At 41.0% G+C, this 19,676-nt stretch carries 22 protein-coding genes, 1 pseudogene and 1 riboswitch; of the genes and pseudogenes, 12 read left to right on the forward strand and 11 right to left on the reverse strand.

Annotation, left to right across the window (positions count from 1 at the left end):
- Positions 1 to 503 precede the first annotated feature (503 nt).
- Together ABID56_RS00175 and ABID56_RS00180 are read left to right on the forward strand one after the other, a co-directional pair.
- Positions 504 to 1,880, forward strand: a complete 1,377-nt coding sequence (locus ABID56_RS00175) for a TrkH family potassium uptake protein (RefSeq protein ID WP_354218291.1) — start codon at positions 504 to 506, stop codon at positions 1,878 to 1,880.
- Between the two features lie 38 nt (positions 1,881 to 1,918).
- Positions 1,919 to 3,883, forward strand: coding sequence for an EAL domain-containing protein (locus ABID56_RS00180; protein ID WP_354218292.1), 1,965 nt, complete (start codon positions 1,919 to 1,921; stop codon positions 3,881 to 3,883).
- Positions 3,884 to 3,930: 47 nt separating this feature from the next.
- Here the strand turns inward: ABID56_RS00180 and ABID56_RS00185 are convergent, their stop codons facing one another.
- The 3 genes from ABID56_RS00185 to ABID56_RS00195 all read right to left on the reverse strand — a co-directional run bounded on the left by ABID56_RS00185 (position 3,931) and on the right by ABID56_RS00195 (position 6,491).
- On the reverse strand, positions 3,931 to 4,044 hold the full coding sequence (locus tag ABID56_RS00185) for a YjcZ family sporulation protein (protein WP_354218293.1): 114 nt from the start codon (positions 4,042 to 4,044) through the stop codon (positions 3,931 to 3,933).
- An 81-nt stretch (positions 4,045 to 4,125) separates the two neighbouring features.
- The gene (locus ABID56_RS00190) at positions 4,126 to 5,301 is read right to left on the reverse strand and encodes a S1C family serine protease (RefSeq protein ID WP_354218295.1); all 1,176 of its coding nucleotides are present in this window, start codon (positions 5,299 to 5,301) and stop codon (positions 4,126 to 4,128) included.
- Between the two features lie 11 nt (positions 5,302 to 5,312).
- Complete coding sequence (locus tag ABID56_RS00195) at positions 5,313 to 6,491, reverse strand: FxLYD domain-containing protein (RefSeq protein WP_354218297.1); 1,179 nt, start codon at positions 6,489 to 6,491, stop codon at positions 5,313 to 5,315.
- A gap of 401 nt (positions 6,492 to 6,892) precedes the next feature.
- On the opposite strand from ABID56_RS00195, the gene ABID56_RS00200 reads away from it, so the two are divergent.
- From ABID56_RS00200 to ABID56_RS00210, 3 genes are all read left to right on the forward strand, one after another.
- Positions 6,893 to 7,114: a DUF1659 domain-containing protein gene (locus tag ABID56_RS00200; RefSeq protein WP_354218298.1), complete on the forward strand. Its 222-nt coding sequence runs from the start codon at positions 6,893 to 6,895 to the stop codon at positions 7,112 to 7,114.
- 16 nt (positions 7,115 to 7,130) lie between these two features.
- Positions 7,131 to 7,355 carry a DUF2922 domain-containing protein gene (locus ABID56_RS00205; RefSeq protein WP_354218300.1) on the forward strand — a complete coding sequence of 75 codons (225 nt, stop codon included), beginning with the start codon at positions 7,131 to 7,133 and terminating at the stop codon, positions 7,353 to 7,355.
- A 76-nt stretch (positions 7,356 to 7,431) separates the two neighbouring features.
- A complete protein-coding gene (locus ABID56_RS00210) occupies positions 7,432 to 7,566 on the forward strand; it encodes a YvrJ family protein (protein WP_354218301.1) in 135 nt (44 codons plus the stop codon).
- 55 nt (positions 7,567 to 7,621) lie between these two features.
- Here ABID56_RS00210 and lepB read toward each other — a convergent pair whose 3' ends face one another.
- On the reverse strand, positions 7,622 to 8,131 hold the full coding sequence (gene lepB / locus ABID56_RS00215; protein ID WP_354218302.1) for a signal peptidase I: 510 nt from the start codon (positions 8,129 to 8,131) through the stop codon (positions 7,622 to 7,624).
- Between the two features lie 263 nt (positions 8,132 to 8,394).
- Between lepB and ABID56_RS00220 the strand changes: the two genes are divergently transcribed.
- Positions 8,395 to 8,589, forward strand: coding sequence for an aspartyl-phosphate phosphatase Spo0E family protein (locus tag ABID56_RS00220; RefSeq protein ID WP_354218303.1), 195 nt, complete (start codon positions 8,395 to 8,397; stop codon positions 8,587 to 8,589).
- Between the two features lie 34 nt (positions 8,590 to 8,623).
- On the opposite strand, the gene ABID56_RS00225 is transcribed toward ABID56_RS00220, so the two are convergent.
- Positions 8,624 to 9,784, reverse strand: a complete 1,161-nt coding sequence (locus ABID56_RS00225) for an aminotransferase A (protein ID WP_354218305.1) — start codon at positions 9,782 to 9,784, stop codon at positions 8,624 to 8,626.
- Between the two features lie 74 nt (positions 9,785 to 9,858).
- Between ABID56_RS00225 and ABID56_RS00230 the strand changes: the two genes are divergently transcribed.
- Complete coding sequence (locus ABID56_RS00230; RefSeq protein ID WP_354218307.1) at positions 9,859 to 10,212, forward strand: hypothetical protein; 354 nt, start codon at positions 9,859 to 9,861, stop codon at positions 10,210 to 10,212.
- 128 nt (positions 10,213 to 10,340) lie between these two features.
- A complete protein-coding gene (locus ABID56_RS00235; protein ID WP_354218308.1) occupies positions 10,341 to 10,541 on the forward strand; it encodes a PLDc N-terminal domain-containing protein in 201 nt (66 codons plus the stop codon).
- A gap of 47 nt (positions 10,542 to 10,588) precedes the next feature.
- Here ABID56_RS00235 and ABID56_RS00240 read toward each other — a convergent pair.
- The 3 genes and pseudogenes from ABID56_RS00240 to ABID56_RS00250 all read right to left on the reverse strand — a co-directional run bounded on the left by ABID56_RS00240 (position 10,589) and on the right by ABID56_RS00250 (position 13,526).
- Positions 10,589 to 11,693: pseudogene (locus tag ABID56_RS00240) on the reverse strand (5-methyltetrahydropteroyltriglutamate--homocysteine S-methyltransferase).
- 77 nt (positions 11,694 to 11,770) lie between these two features.
- Positions 11,771 to 11,870, reverse strand: a riboswitch (SAM riboswitch).
- 63 nt (positions 11,871 to 11,933) lie between these two features.
- Positions 11,934 to 12,527 carry an SCO family protein gene (locus ABID56_RS00245; protein WP_354218309.1) on the reverse strand — a complete coding sequence of 198 codons (594 nt, stop codon included), beginning with the start codon at positions 12,525 to 12,527 and terminating at the stop codon, positions 11,934 to 11,936.
- Between the two features lie 120 nt (positions 12,528 to 12,647).
- On the reverse strand, positions 12,648 to 13,526 hold the full coding sequence (locus ABID56_RS00250) for a metallophosphoesterase (protein WP_354218310.1): 879 nt from the start codon (positions 13,524 to 13,526) through the stop codon (positions 12,648 to 12,650).
- A 165-nt stretch (positions 13,527 to 13,691) separates the two neighbouring features.
- Here ABID56_RS00250 and fadH point away from each other — a divergent pair, with 165 nt between their 5' ends.
- A complete protein-coding gene (gene fadH, locus ABID56_RS00255) occupies positions 13,692 to 14,459 on the forward strand; it encodes a 2,4-dienoyl-CoA reductase (protein ID WP_354218311.1) in 768 nt (255 codons plus the stop codon).
- 227 nt (positions 14,460 to 14,686) lie between these two features.
- Here fadH and trhA read toward each other — a convergent pair whose 3' ends face one another.
- Positions 14,687 to 15,325 carry a PAQR family membrane homeostasis protein TrhA gene (gene trhA / locus ABID56_RS00260; RefSeq protein WP_354218312.1) on the reverse strand — a complete coding sequence of 213 codons (639 nt, stop codon included), beginning with the start codon at positions 15,323 to 15,325 and terminating at the stop codon, positions 14,687 to 14,689.
- A gap of 133 nt (positions 15,326 to 15,458) precedes the next feature.
- On the opposite strand from trhA, the gene cbpB reads away from it, so the two are divergent.
- The 3 genes from cbpB (at position 15,459) to ABID56_RS00275 (ending at position 17,900) form a co-directional block, all read left to right on the forward strand.
- A complete protein-coding gene (cbpB, locus tag ABID56_RS00265) occupies positions 15,459 to 15,911 on the forward strand; it encodes a cyclic-di-AMP-binding protein CbpB (protein ID WP_354218313.1) in 453 nt (150 codons plus the stop codon).
- A 69-nt stretch (positions 15,912 to 15,980) separates the two neighbouring features.
- Entirely contained in the window at positions 15,981 to 16,700 is a 720-nt protein-coding gene (gene dapD, locus ABID56_RS00270; RefSeq protein ID WP_354218315.1) for a 2,3,4,5-tetrahydropyridine-2,6-dicarboxylate N-acetyltransferase, read from the forward strand.
- Between the two features lie 84 nt (positions 16,701 to 16,784).
- Positions 16,785 to 17,900 (forward strand): N-acetyldiaminopimelate deacetylase, encoded by a 1,116-nt coding sequence (locus tag ABID56_RS00275; RefSeq protein ID WP_354218316.1) that lies wholly within the window; start codon positions 16,785 to 16,787, stop codon positions 17,898 to 17,900.
- A 40-nt stretch (positions 17,901 to 17,940) separates the two neighbouring features.
- Here the strand turns inward: ABID56_RS00275 and ABID56_RS00280 are convergent, their stop codons facing one another.
- Together ABID56_RS00280 and ABID56_RS00285 are read right to left on the reverse strand one after the other, a co-directional pair.
- The gene (locus ABID56_RS00280; RefSeq protein WP_354218317.1) at positions 17,941 to 18,180 is read right to left on the reverse strand and encodes a DUF2164 domain-containing protein; all 240 of its coding nucleotides are present in this window, start codon (positions 18,178 to 18,180) and stop codon (positions 17,941 to 17,943) included.
- A 157-nt stretch (positions 18,181 to 18,337) separates the two neighbouring features.
- Positions 18,338 to 19,657: a methyl-accepting chemotaxis protein gene (locus ABID56_RS00285; protein ID WP_354218318.1), complete on the reverse strand. Its 1,320-nt coding sequence runs from the start codon at positions 19,655 to 19,657 to the stop codon at positions 18,338 to 18,340.
- Positions 19,658 to 19,676: the final 19 nt, after the last annotated feature.

Below are 19,676 nucleotides of genomic sequence, written 5' to 3' on the forward strand. Positions count from 1 at the left end.
ACCCTAACAAGTTCAACGTGAGCTTCGTTAGGGTTTTTTGTCATTTTAACTTTACAAAAGGCTTGGTTACAATCCGTTGTTGATATTGTGATCCGCTGCCGGTGGACGCTTTCCGACGACCCGGACGGTCTAATGTCGACGTTGGCCACAAAAGCGGATTTCATAAGCTTCCTTGACTAATTCTGCGCCGAGTACTCGCAGGCGCAGGACGTACTTCGACACGATGTCGTGACGTCCACGTTGCAAACAGGACGTTTGCGTTCTTAGTGGACGTTCCTCCGTGTATCGAGCTGGAGTCGCCACCTTCGCTTCTCACAATTCAACAACTCAGTACCACATCATTTACACATCAACATTGAACTTTAACAGAGCCTTACAAAAAAAGTGGTTGATGTTCCGTAAGACATACGACATAATAAGGGCATATCGAAAGGTTTCACAAATTACGACTAGATAACAAAAATATTGCAGGTATTTAGAGATTCGAAGGAGAAGTAAACTATATGGGGCGAATAGATCGTTTAACATCAACTAAATCGATATTAGATTCATTGACACCCGTCCAACTCATTTCACTTTATTATTTCATTGCAGCGTCGATTGCAACGTTACTGTTATCGCTACCTATCTCACAAAAAGAAGGCGTTGAGATTAACTTAATGGAAGTATTGTTTACAGCGGTTAGTGCGGTAACTGTAACAGGTTTAACGGTCGTTGAAACAGCGAGTACATATAGTGTGTTTGGGATCTTTATGATTGCCGCAGCACTACAAATTGGTGGACTCGGCGTCATGGCGCTCGGAACCTTAATTTGGATCGTACTTGGTAAGAAAATCGGCTTCAAAGAACGACGCCTGATTATGACCGATCAAAACACGAAATCGATTGCGGGAATCGTCCGACTTGTGAAAGACATGTTTTACGTGATTTTAGCGATTGAGTTTATCGGTTTTATCATTTTAGGGACCTATTATTTAACCTATTTTGATTCGGCTTTAGAAGCATACTACCAAGGTTTTTTTGCTTCGATTAGTGCAACGACAAACGGCGGGTTTGATATTACTGGCCAGTCATTAGAACCGTTCGCGCAAGATTATTTCGTGCAGTTTATTAATATCTTGCTCATCATTGCTGGTGCTATCGGCTTCCCGGTATTAATTGAAGTTAAAGAATACTTACAAATTTCGCAAGAACAACGTAATTTAAAGCGGTTCTCATTATTTACGAAATTGACGAGTTTAACGTACTTTGTGCTACTTGTGTTTTCGATTGTCGTGATTTTGATCTTAGAGTTTAATCACTTCTTTGCTGATAAATCCTGGCATGAGGCGTTTTTCTATAGCTTGTTCCAATCGACAACCGCTCGAAGTGGTGGGCTGTCGACGGTAGATATGAATGAGTTTACCGAACAGACACAGTTGTTTCTGTCGTCCATGATGTTCATCGGGGCTTCTCCAAGCAGTGTCGGTGGTGGTATTCGGACGACGACATTTGCGCTTGTCATTATTTTTATTTTCACGTTTGCAAGTGGCCGTAATCGTGTTCGCGTTTTCGGCCGAGAAATAGAAGAGGAAGACTTATTTAAAGCTGTCGTTGTGACGTTACTGGCCATGGTGATGTTTTTCTCCGTCGTTATTGTCGTAACAGCACTCGAACAGCATTTGTCCTTAACAAGTATTATATTTGAAGTGAGTTCAGCATTCGGTACGACAGGATTATCGATGGGCATTACTGACCAGTTGTCAACGTTTAGCCAATTGTTATTGATTGCCTTAATGCTGATCGGCCGTATTGGTATTTTGACATTTTTATTTTCCTTCAATCGAGGAAAAGCAAAAGATCGCTATCGTTACCCTAAAGAAAAAATCAATATAGGTTAACGATTTTTTAAAGCCACATCATTGTAGGGGGAAATGCAGTGTTGTATATCAAGGAAGATGTCACATTGCCGATTAATGAATGGATTTTTGATAATGTAAGTGATGCGATGATTTTTGTGGATCATGATGATCAAATCGTCGCTGCAAATCATCATGCCGAACAGATGCTTAATATTAATGAAGAGGCTAACACGTATCATGTAGATGATTATATTGATCGACATGGCATTATGGAGCATTGGGAAGACGAACAGCTCATATGGACAAAACAGCAGCCAGTTGATTTAGCTATTATGAAAGAAGAATGGATCGGTGATTTAACCTGTTATACGCTAAAAGATGGTTGGTTAAAAGGGAAAAAAGATTCGCTCATATACCGTTTGAAACACGCGCGAAAAAGCCCTTATGAAGGGGTTTTGATGCATGATCGAGGTCAACTGATTGATTGTGATTATGCGTTTGCGAGTATGCTTGGTTATAAACGTTCTGAAATGATTGGGATGTCGATTTTTTCTTTAGTCCATCATGATGATCGTGAATCGTTAGCTAATCAAATGCGTCAAGAACAACACGATTCCCCATACCAAGTACGGGCATATAAGAAAAATGGTGAACCGATTTATGCGGAAGTATTGTCTGAACAACTAAGAGAAGGCTCGAACAATATACGAGTTGCAATCGTGCGCAATATTACTGAACGAATTGAAAATGAACAGCAAATTGAATTTATGGCCTATTATGATCAGTTGACGAATCTACCCAATCGTAATTATTTTCAAATGGCAGTCAAAAACGAAATTAATCATATGGAGATGAAAAACCAGCGCTTTGCTGTATATTTTATCGATATTGACTATTTCAAACATATAAATGATACGTTAGGTTACCAAGTCGGTGATCAATTGTTAAAAGGGTGCGCGACGCGTCTTAAACAGTTGTTGAGTGATGATGTCTTTATTGCGCGTATGGTGAGCGATGAATTTTTGCTGTTACAACGCCATGTGACAGATGATGAATCAATTGACAATCTGGCGAAACAAATCATTGACAAATTCCGCAACCCACTCAATATTAATGGCTATGACATTTATACGACGGTCAGTATCGGCGTCAGTATTTATCCGGATTCTGCGACTGAGCCATCTGAACTTATTGAAAATGCAGATTCAGCGATGTATGTCATTAAAGAAGAAGGGCGTAATGAGTATCAAGTGTTTCGTCATTCGTTAAAAGAAGGCGTTAAGGAGCAAATGCAGTTAGAAACAGAACTGCACAAAGCGTTGCAACACCAAGATTTTGAATTATTTTTCCAACCACAGTATGATTTGAAAACGAATCGAATTACTGGTTTTGAGGCGTTGTGTCGTTGGTTTCACGATGACTTGGGTGTTATACCTCCTGACCGTTTCATCCCGCTAGCAGAGAAAACAGGGTTGATTTTGGAGTTAGGCGATTGGGTGATTTACGAAGCCTGCCGACAAAATAAATTGTGGCAAGATCAAGGTATGCCTAAAGTGAAGGTGAGCGTCAATTTGTCTGCGAAACAATTTTTGCGGCGACAGTTAGTCGACCGTGTGCGTCATATTTTAGACGAAACGGGTCTTGAGCCGCAATATTTGGAGATTGAAATTACAGAAACGATGGCGATGTCGAATGAGCGTTATATTATCGATACGTTACATCAATTTGAAAAATTAGGCGTTCAAGTGGCGTTAGACGATTTTGGGACGGGGTATTCATCGCTTCAATATTTAAGTCAGTTTCCACTTAATAAAATTAAAATTGATCGGAGTTTCATTCAAAACCAAAGTAAGCAAAATGTGGCGATTGTTAAATCAATCATTCATTTATCGCATGCACTTAATTTAAAAGTGATTGCTGAAGGTGTTGAGACGGAGGATGATTTGAAGTTTTTATTAACGGAACAGTGCGATGAAGTTCAAGGGTTTTATTTCAGTAAACCGATCCCAGCCCAGTCCGTTCAAGGGTTTATTGATGTATAAAAAAAAAGAGGTTATTCCTAAACACATAGGAATAACCTCTTTTTTATCTAGCAATAAAATGTCGCTCCGACGATGACGAGCAAAATAAACAGCACGACAATTAGGGCAAAGTTGTTATTCCAACGACTGTAGTGCCCTTCTTGTGAATAACCTTGGTACATTCCATCACCTCCCAAGCATGTAATATATCCATATGCAAAGGAGGCGATTGGTGTCTAGTTAGTCACCTAGAGAATTGAATTTTATTCAGCAGACGATTCATTCGTTCGTGATAGCAATTCACGACTTAAACTTAAAATCTTTAACTGATCGTTTTCTTGCCCGATTTCAAACGTTGTTTCATAATGATACGTTTCGTCGTCTTCGTCGTTACCGGATATCGTGTGATCTGAATTGACAACGATAGTGGCCGTGTATTCTCCAATATTAGTAACATTTCGATTTGTTACATTGATATCGACTGAGTTCACGACTTGTTCCCGAAATTCTTGATAACTATTTTCTGTTTGCAAATCACTACCGAGTAAGGAATAAGCCGTAAAATAATCACGAACATTTAATGTCTCATAAAAATAATCGATAAGATACAAGCTATCTTCTTCTAATCGGTTAGGGTCAATATCTTGATACATATTCGGATCGCCGTCGTAATTTAATTCTTCCTCGTTCGCTGTGTCAGACCACATAGAAACACGCTCATAAATTTGCGAAATCGGAATACTGAAGCCGATCGTTCCTTCATTGGTCGCTGCAGAGTTAATACCGATAATTTTACCGGTTTCTTTATGAATGAGCGGCCCGCCACTATTACCTTGAGAAATATTAGCTGATATTTGATATAAATTGTTGTATTCATAGCCTTCCACGTTCATATCACGATTGAGACCAGAAATATTACCTAACGTCACCGTGTTTTGAAAACCGTGTGGGCTTCCAACGGCAATAATTTCATCACCGATATTAGGTTCGAATCCTGGGTCCACTTCAAGCGTTGCGCTGTTCGATAATTGTGGAACACGTATGACCGCAATGTCTTGATTATGACCAACACCGATAACCGATGCAGGGTATGTTTGGGCTTCGGACGTTTTAACGACAACGGAATCTGCATTTTTTACGACATGCGCATTCGTTATAATATCGCCTTTATCATTATAGACAAAGCCTGAACCAAGGCTCGACCCATTTGGCCCAGTCGTTTCAATTTGTACGACATTTTTCTGTGCCTCGTGGATGATTTCTTGTAAATTGTTCACACCCGCATTCGTGTTTTGTGCCACGGTTTCGACTAAGCTTTCTTGTGATGCTAAGTTCGTTTGTTGCCAATTGCTATAATATGAAAGCATCGCGATCGTTCCTATAATAATGATCGCAACGGATAACACGAGTGGGACTGTTTTTTGTAATTGATATTTCACGGCAATCACCTCTATTCTGCTTCCTCACTATCTAAGTACCATGAGATTCCTTCAACAGTAATCGAAATCTCTTCGGAATCAAAATCCTCTGGCAAATCACTGTGTGTGTGTTCGATTTGGCCAGTTTCGTCCGGGTAAACCGTATCAGGATAGACGAATGTTTCATTGTTTAAAATTTCATTATCACTGTCATCATATAACGTATATGACACTGAAATGGAGTGAATAGGTCGAGTCGCAGTGCTCTTAACCTCACCGGTTACCGATATTTCGTCGAATTCATTGAGTGACGCCTCGATATCAACCATTTCAACCGCATTGTTTGCATTGTGTTCTTGTTCGAGTTCATATTGTGATAACGCTTGTTCAATTCGTTTTTGCTGTTGCGTTTCGAAATCAGCTTTTTGATTTTCGACAGTCGATTTCAAACTTGTTAACTGTTCATTTTCCGGTGCATAGCGTAATCCATCTTCTATTATGGCAATCGCAGACGAGAATTGATTGGTTTTTAACATGTTATTAGCTTCATTCGTCACGTAATTGACAATTCGCTCCCGAATTAATGACTCCAGTTCAGCGGCATCATCAAGTTCGATGGATTCGACTTGCCAAAGTAAAATTTTCAACTCTTCAATGCTTGGATTATTATTTAGTCGCTGATCGATTTGGTTAATTTTGATATTGTTACGTGTTTCCATCACTGTATCGAGTAATTGGTTAATAACCTCACCGTTATAACCGCTTAAGGCACTTTCAGCTTCTTGTGTTGTTTGTAACGCTTGTTGATAAGCGCCTTGGTCCATTAGTGTTTTCGCATTACTGAGCTGTTCGTTCACATCCAATGCGACATCCATAAACGCTTCATTTGTTTTAGCAGCTTCTAAATTGTCGTTATACGACTGAGCTTCATCAAATGCCTGTTGCGCTTTAGCATATTGACCGTCCATCGCATAGTCAACGCCTTCGTTATATAGCGATTGAGCTTTAGAATTATTATATTCTAAATAAAAATGTAATCCGATTCCCGCCATTAGGACACAAATAAGTGTAATCAATGGTGTGAACCACCAACGATTAACGCGGTTCGGTGATTGTTTTCTGTCTTCGTAGTCTTTTGGTAATTGCGCTCCACAAATGGTGCAGTAGGCTTCGTTTTCTTTTGTTTTAGATCCGCATCTCGGACAATACATCATGTGTCATCACCTATTTGTACCTTTCTAATATGTAAATTTTAACACGTGTCATAGCAATTGAGAGAGGGTTGAAAGAACTAATTGTTACAAATTAGTCACAATTACACGCGCTTGAGATTGAGAACGAGTTTTGGTATATTCAAACCACTTATTGTTTGCTACAATGAATGTAGGTTAGAAGACGTTTAAATAAGGTAAGGAGGTGCCCGAACGTGGACGTCACATTAGGAATTCTTTCTTTAGGTGTTCTTGTTTACTTTATTGGTAGCTGCCTATTTGATAACGTAAAACACTAAGCACTCTCATAAATTAGACGTAATAATCGTGTGGAATGTTGCAAAACATTTCACACTTTTTTTATGCTCGCACGATTATAAGGGTGAAAGGAGGTTGACAGTATGGCACAAAAAATTGATAGTCAACTGCAATTAATTTATCAAACAGGTGTAGATGGAGAGGGGAACTCGGTGTTTAAAACGCAACGTTACAACAATGTAAAACCTGAAGCGACAAACGACCAAGTCATGACCGTCGCGCAAGCGTTGTCAAATCTGTGTGACCACGCACTATCTGAAGCAGTGCGTCAAGATGACACGCTATTAGTTGGAGACCAAAATTAAGAGGAGGTAATCGTCAATGAGTAAACGTTTAGAGCTAAAGTTTCGTAATGAAGATGGACGTATGGCAACAGTGAGTGTTGATAACCCGAAGGAGCCTGTTAATCCTACAGATGTCAAACAAGCGATGGATACGATTATTGCTGAAGGAATTATGACATCAGGTGGTTCAACGATTACTGAGATTGCTTATGCACGTGTTGTAGAACGTATTGTGAATGACATTCCATTAGATCAAGCGTAATGGTAAAGGAAGGATGACGCTCGTCGTACGGCGTCATCTTTCTTTTTATCATTGGAATATAAAGGAGGTAGTGCTGTTGCTTGAAGCGTGGGTAACGTGGGTTCCGGACGTTGGATTTCCGATCTTGGTGACATTTTACTTGTTACATCGGATCGAAAATAAACTAGAAGAACTCAATGACACGATCAAAACGATTCCGCAGTTGCATTAATGATTAAATCACCCGCTTAAACTAATAGCTTAAGCGGGTGATTTAACGTGTTTTATTAACGGGTTAGCGACATATGACTAAACGGAAAAATGATAATTTCTGATCGGCCGATTATTTCTTCTTCTTTAATAAGCCCGAGCCCGTTTCGACTGTCTTTACTGACGTCACGGTTATCACCCATGACGAAATAATGATTAGGCGGGACGGTTGTTTTTTCAAAAGTACCAGTGCCTCTTAGCTCTTCCTCACTTAAATAATTTTCATCAAGCGGTTCCCCGTTAACGTATAATTGATTGTTGTCAGCTCTTACCGTATCATTCGGCATTCCTATGATCCGTTTCACATAGTTTTTGTTCGGGTGTTCAATGATGACGATGTCACCCCGCTCAGGTTCATCTATTAAATAAACGGCTTTATTAAAGATGACCCTCTCACCACTTTCTAAAGTCGGATTCATACTTGCTCCTTCGACTACAGATGTCGCGAATATAAACGTACGTAAAATGAATGCGATGATCAGTGCGATAACGATAGCTTTGGTCCATTCCCAAATCTCTCTTTTCAAGAAACTCTTCCTTTCTTTCCAAAACGTAAAATCTAATTTGCTTTCATTATATCATACTCAACATTTTATAGGGGTTTCATAACTTGATTTTATCACAGTTTAGGCAGAGGATGATGGGTCAAAACGAATCAGGTTTCATGACCATGTTTTTTGGGTATTATTAGATTATAGAAATGCTACATGTAGCCCTTTAGTCTTTTGACAACATGATTGTGACAAACTAAAATATTAACGTTAGTTTAAGACAACGAGGAGGATACAGCTTGAAGCGCGATGATAATTTAATCGAACTAGAACATAAAATAGAAATCTTAAGACAAGATATGATGAATACAGCAACTGAAGAAGGCTACACGAGTGATAAGTCAGTCCGATTATCGCAACAATTAGATACATTACTCAATGAATATTATGAAAGAACACAAAGAAAACCTAAATCAAAATCAAGAACGGAATAAACTCCCTACAGTCTTTTAACTGTAGGGAGGAACATTACGATTGGTTTTGCTGTAAAAATGTTTCGAGTCGGTCTAGGCCTTGTTTTAAAACATGTTCGCTATAAGCATACGATAAACGCATGTAGCCTTGGCCGTGACTGCCGAATGCATCACCAGGAACTAAGGCTAACCCCACTTCATCCACGAGACGCAAACCAAGTTCAAATGATGTTGTGTTAGGAAGTTCAATTTTAGGAAAAACGTAAAACGCCCCGTCTGGTACAACGACGTCAACACCCATTTGTTTTAATCGATCGATCACGTATCGACGTCTTTCACCATACGCGTCACGCATCACTTTGCTATCATCTTTCCCTGCGGTTAGTGCTTCTAAAGCAGCATATTGACTAATTGAAGTCGCACATGACACGTTGTATTGGTGTGCTTTTAACATATGTTGACGAATGGAGCGGTCAGCTAACACATACCCAATCCGGAAGCCTGTCATGGCATGGGATTTAGATACCCCTTGAATGACGATTGTTTGTTTTCTAATCTCTTCAAATTGTGCAATCGACACATGGTCACCGTCATATGTTAATTCACTATAAATTTCATCAGCTAGTAGAAAGATTGGTTTTGTTTGAATATAGTCAGCTAATGTCTTTAATTCCGTTTCATTTAAGGAAACCCCAGTCGGATTTGAAGGATAAGGCAAAATAATGCATTTTGTTCGATCAGTCACATAGGGATCGATTAATTCAGCGGTTAATTTAAATCCGTTATCACGTGTATCAACATGTACAGGTGTAGCGCCGGCTAAACGAATTAATGGTTCGTACCCAGGGTATACAGGTCCAGGTAAAATGACTTCATCACCAGGTTCTAAAATAGTCCGAAGCGAAATATCAATTGCTTGTGATGCACCAGCCGTTACGATAATTTCGTCTTCAGGATCATAGTGTAAGTGATACCGTTCTTGTGTGTATGAAGCGATCGCTTGGCGCAATTCTAATATGCCCGCGTTAGGCGTATAAACGGTGCGATTGTCATCAAGCGCTTGTTTAGCCGCATCTTTTATATGCTCAGGTGTTGCAAAATCAGGCTGACCGATCGTTAGTGATACGACATCGTCTTTGCCTGATACTAGGTTGAAAAATTGACGGATTCCCGAGATTGCTAAATTTTTAACGTTTTCGTTTAAGTATTGTTCCATGATTGTTGACCACCTTATGATAATGTTTAAATCGTAGGCACGCTGCTTATGCTATAGATAAGGGAGTGGTGCATATGCAAGCGTGGATCGATTTCAGTTTGACGTACTGGCCTATGATTAGTCTATGGCTCATACTGTTAACCAGTATTTATTTAACAATCACATATGTTGTAAAACGTGTGTTACGACAAGTGTTAACTTATAGTTTAGCCTATTGGATGAGTGTTACGACGTTGTTTATGGTTGTATTAATCGCTGTGAATCAATTTCACCAACAAGTCGCTAGTGACACCCTACAAATGAATACCGTTTTAACAACGCTTGCATTCGCCAGCTTTATAGCGGGATGTGGATTATTTACCTATTGTGCTAGTATGTACGTCTTGACTAGAGTCGGGCAAACACATCAAGCTAAGCGTAATATATGAATGACATAGTGATTAAAGTTTATCATAGAATTGATACGGTCAAAATATACGGTGTCAATTTATTTCACTAGACATCTTTTATCTTTAATGACATTTATTTATAATAGTGTGAGGAGAGGGGAGAGACGATGTTTAGTGATGTGTTTTTACTGTTGTTTTTATTGTTTGGCTTAGGATTATTCGTTTTGAATGTAGTGACCAGTATCTGGTCGTATCGAGATGCGAAACGAAAAGGTAAGAGCAATGAATACGCGATGATTGTGTTATTTGGGACATTGTTTATGCCTGTATTAGGATTCATTGTGTATTTAGTCATTCGGAATGATTGATGGATGAAGCGACCACGGGAGGATGAGCCGTGGTCGCTTTTTTGGTGTCATTCATTCGCCCAAATGTCACTGGCTAAACCAACGATATAACGCAACTTTTCCCATTGTTCGTCTTCGGTTAATTCGTTGCCGTGATGGGTTGATGCAAAGCCACATTGCGGGCTGAGGCGTAGCTGGTCGTGTGGCACATACTGTGACGCTTCTTCGACACGCCTAATCACGGTGTCACGATCTTCAAGAGCGCCGTCTTTAGAGGTTAATAAGCCTAAAACAACACGAGGCCCGTCTTTTGGAATATGTTTCAGCGGTTCAAAACCACCGGACCGTTCATCATCATATTCTAAAAAGAACCCGTCGACGTTTTCGTGAGCTAATAACGTCGGCGCGATTAAATCATAACCGCCTGAAAAAGCCCAAGTTGACCGGTAATTGCCGCGGCATAAATGGGTGGTAACGTAAAGGTCATCAGGCTTATATTTTAAACTGCCGTTCACGACACGTAACGCTAAATCTATTAAATACTCACGCGAATGTGCCCCATCATTAAATGGAATGTCAGGCGCTGATAAGCCGGCGATATAGACGTCATCAAATTGTAAATACCTGACGCCAGCATCATAAAATGCTTGAATCGCATCTTGGTAAGCTTGAATAATGTCGTCAGCATACGTCTCAATATCAGGGTAAATGTCTTCATTTTGAATACCTGCGTTAAAAAACTGATTCGGAATCGGAATCGCTAACTTGGCTACAGCACGCCCATCGACGATCTCGTTTAAATCGTTAAAGTCTTTAATAAAGGGTGATTAGGGTTAAATGAAATAGGTCCTGTGTTACGGACGTTATAGCGTTCGGTTTCGTATTATTGGCAAATTGGTAGCCTTGATCAGGAACGTAGCCTTCCATACCATTAAAAAGTTCCATAAAGTCTAAATGAAACCATGTACGACGGAATTCACCGTCTGTCACGGCTTGTAACCCGATTTCAATTTGTTTGTCGACGATGCGATTAATTTCTTCATTTTCAACTTGCCGCAAACCATCAGCACTGATCTGACCTGCTTTTAAGTCTGCTCTTGCTTGATGGAGTCGCTCTGATCTTAATAGGCTGCCGACATGGTCAGCGCGGAATGGAATCGTTTCGTTTGTCATGATAAATCCCTTACTTTGTGAAATTTAAAAAAGCCTCTTCTTAAAATAAGAAGAGGCTTTGTGTTCATAGATTTCTCTTCTTATCTTCTAGCCGTTGCTACTGGAATTAGCACAGTGTTATGAAAACCTGTTGCTGAAGCTTCAAAGGGCCAGTCCCTCCACTTCTCTCGATAAGAATGTATTCAATTGATTAAATGTTGTCATACGTTGTCTATTTAGCAATGTCAATGATAGATGACATTATTGTGTGACTGTTTTTAAATCGTTCAATATGTCATCCATCGCTTCTTTGCTCGTGCCGGAGTAGTTTTTAATGACTGTACCGTCTGGATTAACTAAGGCAAAAGACGTGCCGTGATTCACTTGTGGTTGTCCATCGACTTTAGAGACTAATGTGTTAAATGAATCCGCAGCAAAACTTTCTATATGATCTTGCGAATAGCCCGTTAGAAAGTCCCAGTTACTATAATCAGCATCGTATTTTTCGCTAAAAGTTTTTAGTTTGTCTGGGTCGTCAACTTCAGGGTCAACGGAGAACGAGATAAATCTTACGTCTAAGTCAGCATTATTGGCTTCTTCCTGTAAACTAGCCATATTCGCGGTCATTGGTGGGCAGACGGTATTACAATTGGTGAAAATAAAGTTAGCCACCCAATAAGTGCCTTCTAAATCAGACAAGCTCACCGTTTCGTTATTTTGATTTGTATATTCAAATGATTCTACATCGACATCAAGTTCCGTCTCCAATTCGCTTGCAGAACTGCCATTACAGGCTGTGAGAATCGTTATGAATGCAAGGACGCTATAAATCACGACATGATTCAAACGTTTCATGATCTCATCAACTCCAATTTATATAGGATTTACACCGTAAGATGTTTTGTTGTCCATATTTTAACACGGGAAAGAAATATTTAGTGTGACAAGACCGTGAATGATTTTACAATTTCTTGACTATTCCGTTTGCGCTGTTTTAAGCGTGATTGTATTAATTTCCGGCCGGCACAAAAAGCGAAACGGAAGGCGCGTCGTTCCTAGTCCGCGTGATGTTATGAGTTGAAGCGGTCGTTGTCCGATCGTCGTTTTGCCTTCGACGTATTTCTGACCGAGTAATGGTGTGATGATATACCCGTAAAACGGAATTTGAACTTGTCCGCCATGGCTATGTCCTGATAATTGTAAATCAAATGGGTAATCAACCACATTATCTGCGAAATCGGGTTCGTGACAGAGTAAGATATGATAACCGTTTTCTTGATTGGTTGAAATAAGCCCGTCGAGTTTAGGGTCACCTAATAAGACATCATCGACTCCTGACAAAGTGATCGTCTCACCTTCACGTTCAAGGGTCACAGTGTCGTTTTGTAGTAACGTAAAGCCACTTGCATTCATTACGTCGCGAATCGGATTTGTCCCGTATCCGCCGTGGTCATGATTGCCGTATATCCAATATTGCCCGAGCGGTGCTTTTAATTGCGATAAAATCGGGATGAGTTTTTCATAACGAGAATCAGAAACGTCGGATGGGTTATCGAATAAGTCGCCAGTAAAGACGATGAGATCAGGGTTTTGCCGTTTCACTTCGCGCACAATGTTATCCATATCATCTAGCGTGACTTGAAAGCCTAGATGTGTATCACTTAATTGGACGATTTTGACATTATGAAAAGCTGATGGTAAGCGGTTTGATTCAATTGTGTCAGCTTTTACGGTTAGCCAGTGTGGTTCGATATCATGAGCGTAATAATAACCACCGTAAGCGGCACCAATTGCGCTTAATGTCCCGATCGTTGATTTTTTTAAAAACGACCTGCGTGTCATCTTGTTCCCCATAGTTAGTCATCCTTTTATATAACGTAAGGTTATTATAGCACGATGCGCATAGGATTAGGAGGATGTCATAAGATTTTGAAAAAACGTCATCAATCCGTTACAATAAGGAATGAATCGAATGAATATTCATTCATTTTAAAAAGTCGAACAAAAAGGTGGTCTAACATGAAAGATGAAGTTGTGATTGTAACAGGCGGTTCGAGCGGTATGGGGATGTATATGGCGAAAAAATTCGCGAAAGAAGGGGCGCATGTCGCCATCACGGGACGGAATGAGGAGAAGTTGCAAGCTGCTCAAGACGACATCCAGCAAGACGCGACAGGAGAGGTCATGACCGTTTCGATGGATGTCAGGAAGATTGAACAGGTTGAAAAAATGGTGCAAGACGTGCATGAGCGGTTCGGTCGGATCGATCACCTCGTCAATAATGCAGCAGGTAATTTTATCGCGCCTGCTGAAAAATTGTCGCCTAACGGCTGGAATGCGGTAATTGATATCGTGTTGAATGGCACGTATTATTGTAGTCATACGGTCGGCACGTATTGGATCGAACACGATATTAAAGGGACGATAATTAATATGGTCGCGACGTATGCGTGGGATGCCGGGCCTGGTGTCATTCATTCAGCGTCAGCTAAAGCAGGCGTACTTGCGATGACACGCACGCTCGCAGTTGAATGGGGGCGTCGTTACGGTATTCGCGCTAATGCGATTGCACCCGGACCGATCGACCGAACAGGTGGTGCCGATAAGTTATGGGAATCAGAAGAAGCGGCACAACGGACGATCAAATCGGTGCCGTTAGAACGTTTAGGCGAACCCGAAGAAATTGCCGAATTAGCGTTTTTCATGCTATCAGATAAAGCAAAATACATGAACGGCGAAGTGATCACACTTGATGGCGGTCAGTCGCTCAATCAATACCCGTTTTAACCATAACAAGAGCTGCGGCACTGTTTATAGATGCCGCAGCTCTTTTAGTTTTTAAATAACTGCTCGGATTTTTGAGATAACTTGCTTAAGTTTTGAAATAACTATCGGCATTTATTAAATAAATGAGCGCATTGCTTAAATTTATTCAATAAATCGCTGGAATTATTGAATAAGTCAGCGCAGTTATTCGATAAGTCAAGGTAATTATTTAATAACTGACGTGTGTGCTAATCGAGGACAATGTAAAACAAAATCGCGAAAAAATGAAATGCGCTGCCGCCGATCACGAATAAGTGCCAAACCGCATGATGGTATGGGAACCCACGCCACATATAAAAGATACTGCCGACAGAATATAAAATCCCGCCCACGATTAAATAGACAAGCCCGGTCACATCCATCGCAGCTGCAAGAGGTTCCCAGACGAAGACGATAAACCATCCGAGCACGATATAAATTAACGTCGAGACGACCATAAATCGGTGGACGAAAAAGATTTTAAAGATAATCCCTAATATCGCGACGCCCCAAATAACACCGAACAACGTCCAACCGATCGGCCCTCGCAACAACACGAGAAAAATCGGTGTATACGTGCCGGCAATAAATAAGTAAATAGAAGAATGGTCGAGAAACAAAAAGAAATCTTTCGCCCGACCCGCTTTTAAACTATGTACAATCGTTGATGATAAATACATGATCAACATCGATGCACCGTAAATGGTCACAGACACAACTTGCCAAACGTTACCGTGTAATGACGCGAGGACAATTAAAATCACGAGACCAGCTAAGCTCAGTACAGCGCCGAGTCCGTGCGTCCATGCGTTGATTTTCTCTTCCTTTGGTGTAAAGGTATATGACATCTAACCCCTCATTTCTACTTTCCTAGTATAGCCGAATTTTTTCTGTCGCGAAACATTATTCATCGGTGAATTTTTATGTTAAAATGGTTTTCGGAAACGAGACAGATTGGTTTCGTTTATGAGGAGGAGAATCATGATAGAAGAAAAAGAGTTTGATCTAGCGACAACTCTTGTGAAAGATATGATGGTTGACGGTGAAAAAGTCGCCCACGTCCAAAATAGCAATCCATTAGAACACGCGTTACTCGTCTTAACGAAAACAGGTTATAACGCTGTACCAGTGTTGGATTTCCAAGGGACATTTGAAGGGGTCATTAGCAAATCAGACATCATTGAAGCGATGTTTGGCGTCGAACGCATTGAATTAGAAAAGTTAGAAACCTTAACCGTCGTTGATGTGATGGATGCTGAAGCGCCGCGTTTATTGATGGATGATACGCTTGAAGCAGCACTGCATGAACTGATTAATTATAATTTTGTCTGTGTCGTGGATGAAGACGGCGAAATGCAAGGCATTATTACGCGTCGTCAATTGCTAAAAGAGTATCGTAATGACTTTTATCAATCGCGACAAAAAAGTTCTTAAACATCTTGTGAAGTACATTAACACGTTGATACATTAAAAACGTAACTAAATGAAGTGGAGGCTGAACTCATGAATCAAATGGATGCAAACGAAATTATTAATTTTATTTCGAACGCGAAAAAATCAACACCTGTGAAAGTATATGTGAAAGGTGACAACCTAGATCAAGTGGATTTTCACGAAGATGTGCAAGCGTTTATTACAGGTAATGCTGGCGTATTGTTCGGTGAATGGAGCGTCGTCGAAGGTGAACTCGATAAACACGCTTCAGCGATCGATGACTACGTGATTGAAAACGATCGTCGTAATTCAGCGATTCCAACGCTTGATTTAAAAAATGTGAATGCACGTATTGAACCAGGTGCGATTATCCGTGACCAAGTTGAAATTGGTGATGGTGCTGTCATTATGCTCGGTGCTGCGATTAATATTGGTGCGGTTGTCGGCGAAGGTACGATGATCGACATGAACGTTGTACTCGGTGGTCGTGCGACAGTCGGTAAAAACTGCCATATCGGAGCAGGTTCAGTTTTAGCAGGTGTGATTGAGCCACCATCTGCACAACCTGTCGTCGTAGAAGACGGTGCGGTTGTCGGTGCAAATGCGGTTATTTTAGAAGGTGTCACAGTTGGTGAAGGTGCTGTTGTGGCAGCGGGCTCCATCGTGACAGAAGACGTGCCAGCGAACACAGTAGTCGCAGGTACACCGGCTAAGAAGATTAAAGAAATGGACGACCAAACGCGTGGTAAGACAGAGATTAAACAAGAGTTACGCAAGCTAGATAACTAAAAAGATGACAGTGAAAGCGGAATTGACATTAAGCGCAATTCCGCTTTTCTGTCTTTTATTTTTATAAAGAAAGGGATGACGATGATGACGAGTGAACAGTGGGTGACGATTCGACGCGATCTGCACCAAATTCCAGAGTTGGGTTTTCAAGAATATAAAACACAAGCGTATTTATTAGAGTATATCAAGTCATTACCGCAAGATCATATAACGATTACGCCGTGGGAAACGGGAATTTTTGTATATGTTGAAGGAACAGAAGGCCATCAAACGGTGGCGTACCGGACGGATATTGATGGGTTGCCAATTGCTGAAGCTACGGACTTACCGTTTCAATCGACTCATGATGGTAGAATGCACGCATGCGGCCACGATTTACATATGACGATTGCACTTGGGGCATTAACGGACATCGTGCATCATCGACCAGCGAACAACGTGTTATTTTTATTCCAACCAGCTGAGGAAGGGCCTGGCGGAGCAGAGCCAATGTTAGCGAGTGAGCCGATGCAGTCGTATCAGCCAGATTACGTTTTCGCCCTTCACGTCGATCCGAAAGGGCCAGTTGGTACCGTGAGCTCGAAGCCGGGCTTATTATTTGCGAATACGAGTGAGTTATTTATCGATTTTTACGGTCGAGGTGGTCATGCCGCGTATCCACATGAAACGAAAGATATGATGATGGCGGCGAGTGCCTTTAACATGCAAGTGCAACAAGTCGTCGGGCGTATGGTGGATCCGTTAAAATCTGCCGTCGTAACCTTAGGTAAAATGGAAGCGGGAACGGTCCAAAATATTATTCCAGAGCACGCGCGCGTCGAAGGAACGATCCGAACGACGGATGCCGATTCAATGACTGCAGTCAAACAGTCGATTGAACAGTTGCTTGCTGGTATTGAAAAACGCTATAGCTGTCAGACGACCGTTGATTACGGCGCGAATTATTATATGGTTAATAATGATGCCGAGTATGTTGAGCGGTTTAAACAGGCGATCGCTAAAACGAATGTGACGTATCAAGAAGCGAACGCAGCAATGACAGGCGAAGATTTCGGTTATATGTTAAAAGAACTCCCCGGCTTTATGTTTTGGCTCGGTGTTGATTCAGAACACGGACTGCACACAAGTCGCTTAAACCCGAAAGAAGACGCAATCGAGGTTGGGATTGAAGCTGTTGTCGCGATGATACGGGAAGGATAAGTCATAAAAAAGAGGATGGCACAAAAAGCCATCCTCTTTTTCATGACCGCACTGTTCTTTCCAGTGAACGCAGGTCCTCATCGAGATTTATCGTTTTCTCGTCGATGATTTGTCTCGCGTCATGGACCCCTTGGTTATAGAAATGGGGCGCGAGCTGTTCTGTCAGCCACGTGTATAGGTTATCGACAGCTAAATCGCCGAGGTCTTCACCACGTTCGTCTGCGAAATAGCGTTTAATGTCTGATTTGATATTGTCTTTTACGAAATCTGGTACATTCATTGTGTCGATCACTCCTTTTAGAGTGATTCTATCACATTTTGATTTGTTTCTTGCAGTTTAAAACATGATTCTCTTACTTTTTGACTCGTATCTTGCAGTTTGAATCATGATTCTTGCAGTTTATGCGAGCATTCGATCACTTTTGTGAAAAATTCAATCATTTATTAGTGTCGTTATCGATTTCGTCGTATTGAAATTGTTGAATGTGTTCGTTCAGTTGGTTCGCTTGATTAATCAGTTCATGCGTCATGTCGCTAATGTCAGACATGAGTGAGGCTTGTTCATGAATGGTTGCGGTGACTTCTTCGGTACCTGCAGATGTTTCCTCGGCGATTGCTGCGACTTCTTGTGACTGATGCGATGTATTTTCAAGCGACTGTAACTGTTGGTCGACTAAGGATGAGATCTCTGTTACTTCATCTGCCACTGTATTGATCGATTCTGACATCTTCATAATTGATTCGCTCGTTTGTGATCCTTTCGATGCTTCGGTGTTTGCTTGGTCGACTTGGCTATTGATAACAGTCGTCATGGCTTGAACGTCTTGTTGCATATTCGATACTAAGCCCGATATATCATCCACGGCTTTTGTACTTTGATCAGCTAGTTTGCGTACTTCTTCAGCGACAACAGCAAAGCCTTTCCCGTGTTCGCCAGCGTGAGACGCTTCGATGGAGGCGTTTAACGCTAGCAAGTTCGTCTGTTCAGCAAGCTCCCCGACAAGTGAAGTAATTTGTTCGACTTTGTTTGCGTTATCGACGAGGCGATTGAACGTTTCAAGTGACGATTCTTGTTGGTCGGCTAAGTCATTAATGCCGCTGATTAACGATTGGGTTAGCTCTTTACTTTCATCTAATGTCGCAAGCATCGTTTGGGATGAATCTTTCGACGTTTCGGCTTTGTTTTTCACTTCTTGAGCTAAATGCGTCGTGTTTTCGATCGTTTCGGCCGTGTTTTGGATCGCTGATGACGTATTTTCTGCACCTGAAGCAATTTCGTCCACGGTTGCACGAATTTGTTCGATTTGATCAGATGCGTGATCCGTACGATCGGTAATATTGGTTACCGTTGATTGGGTTTGTTTAAAGTTGTCGTCAATGTTATGCACCATCGATTTTAAGTTCGTCAGCATATTATTGAATGATAGGCTAAGAGCACGAATTTCATCATCGGATTGTTTGACGTCAACTTGATGATTGATGTCGCCTTCAGATGCTTTGGCTGCGACCCTTTCTAATTTGTTTAATGGGTCAGTGATAATGCGTGCTGCGAAATATGCCAAAATACCAGACCACATAATACCGAGTAATAGCGTAATAACGGTAAAAGTGAACTCAGACATGTTAATATAATCGGCGATCATGTCATACAGTACATAAATAAAAAAACCACTCGTCGTATATGTAATAATAGCTAGAATCGTTGTGAATAAGACGAGTTTCAACCTTAAACTGAAGCGAAATTTGTTATGGCCCACGACAATATCCTCCTTATGT

It is taken from the genome of Alkalibacillus flavidus (genome assembly GCF_040545925.1).
GTDB classification, from domain to species: Bacteria; Bacillota; Bacilli; order Bacillales; family Alkalibacillaceae; genus Alkalibacillus; species Alkalibacillus flavidus.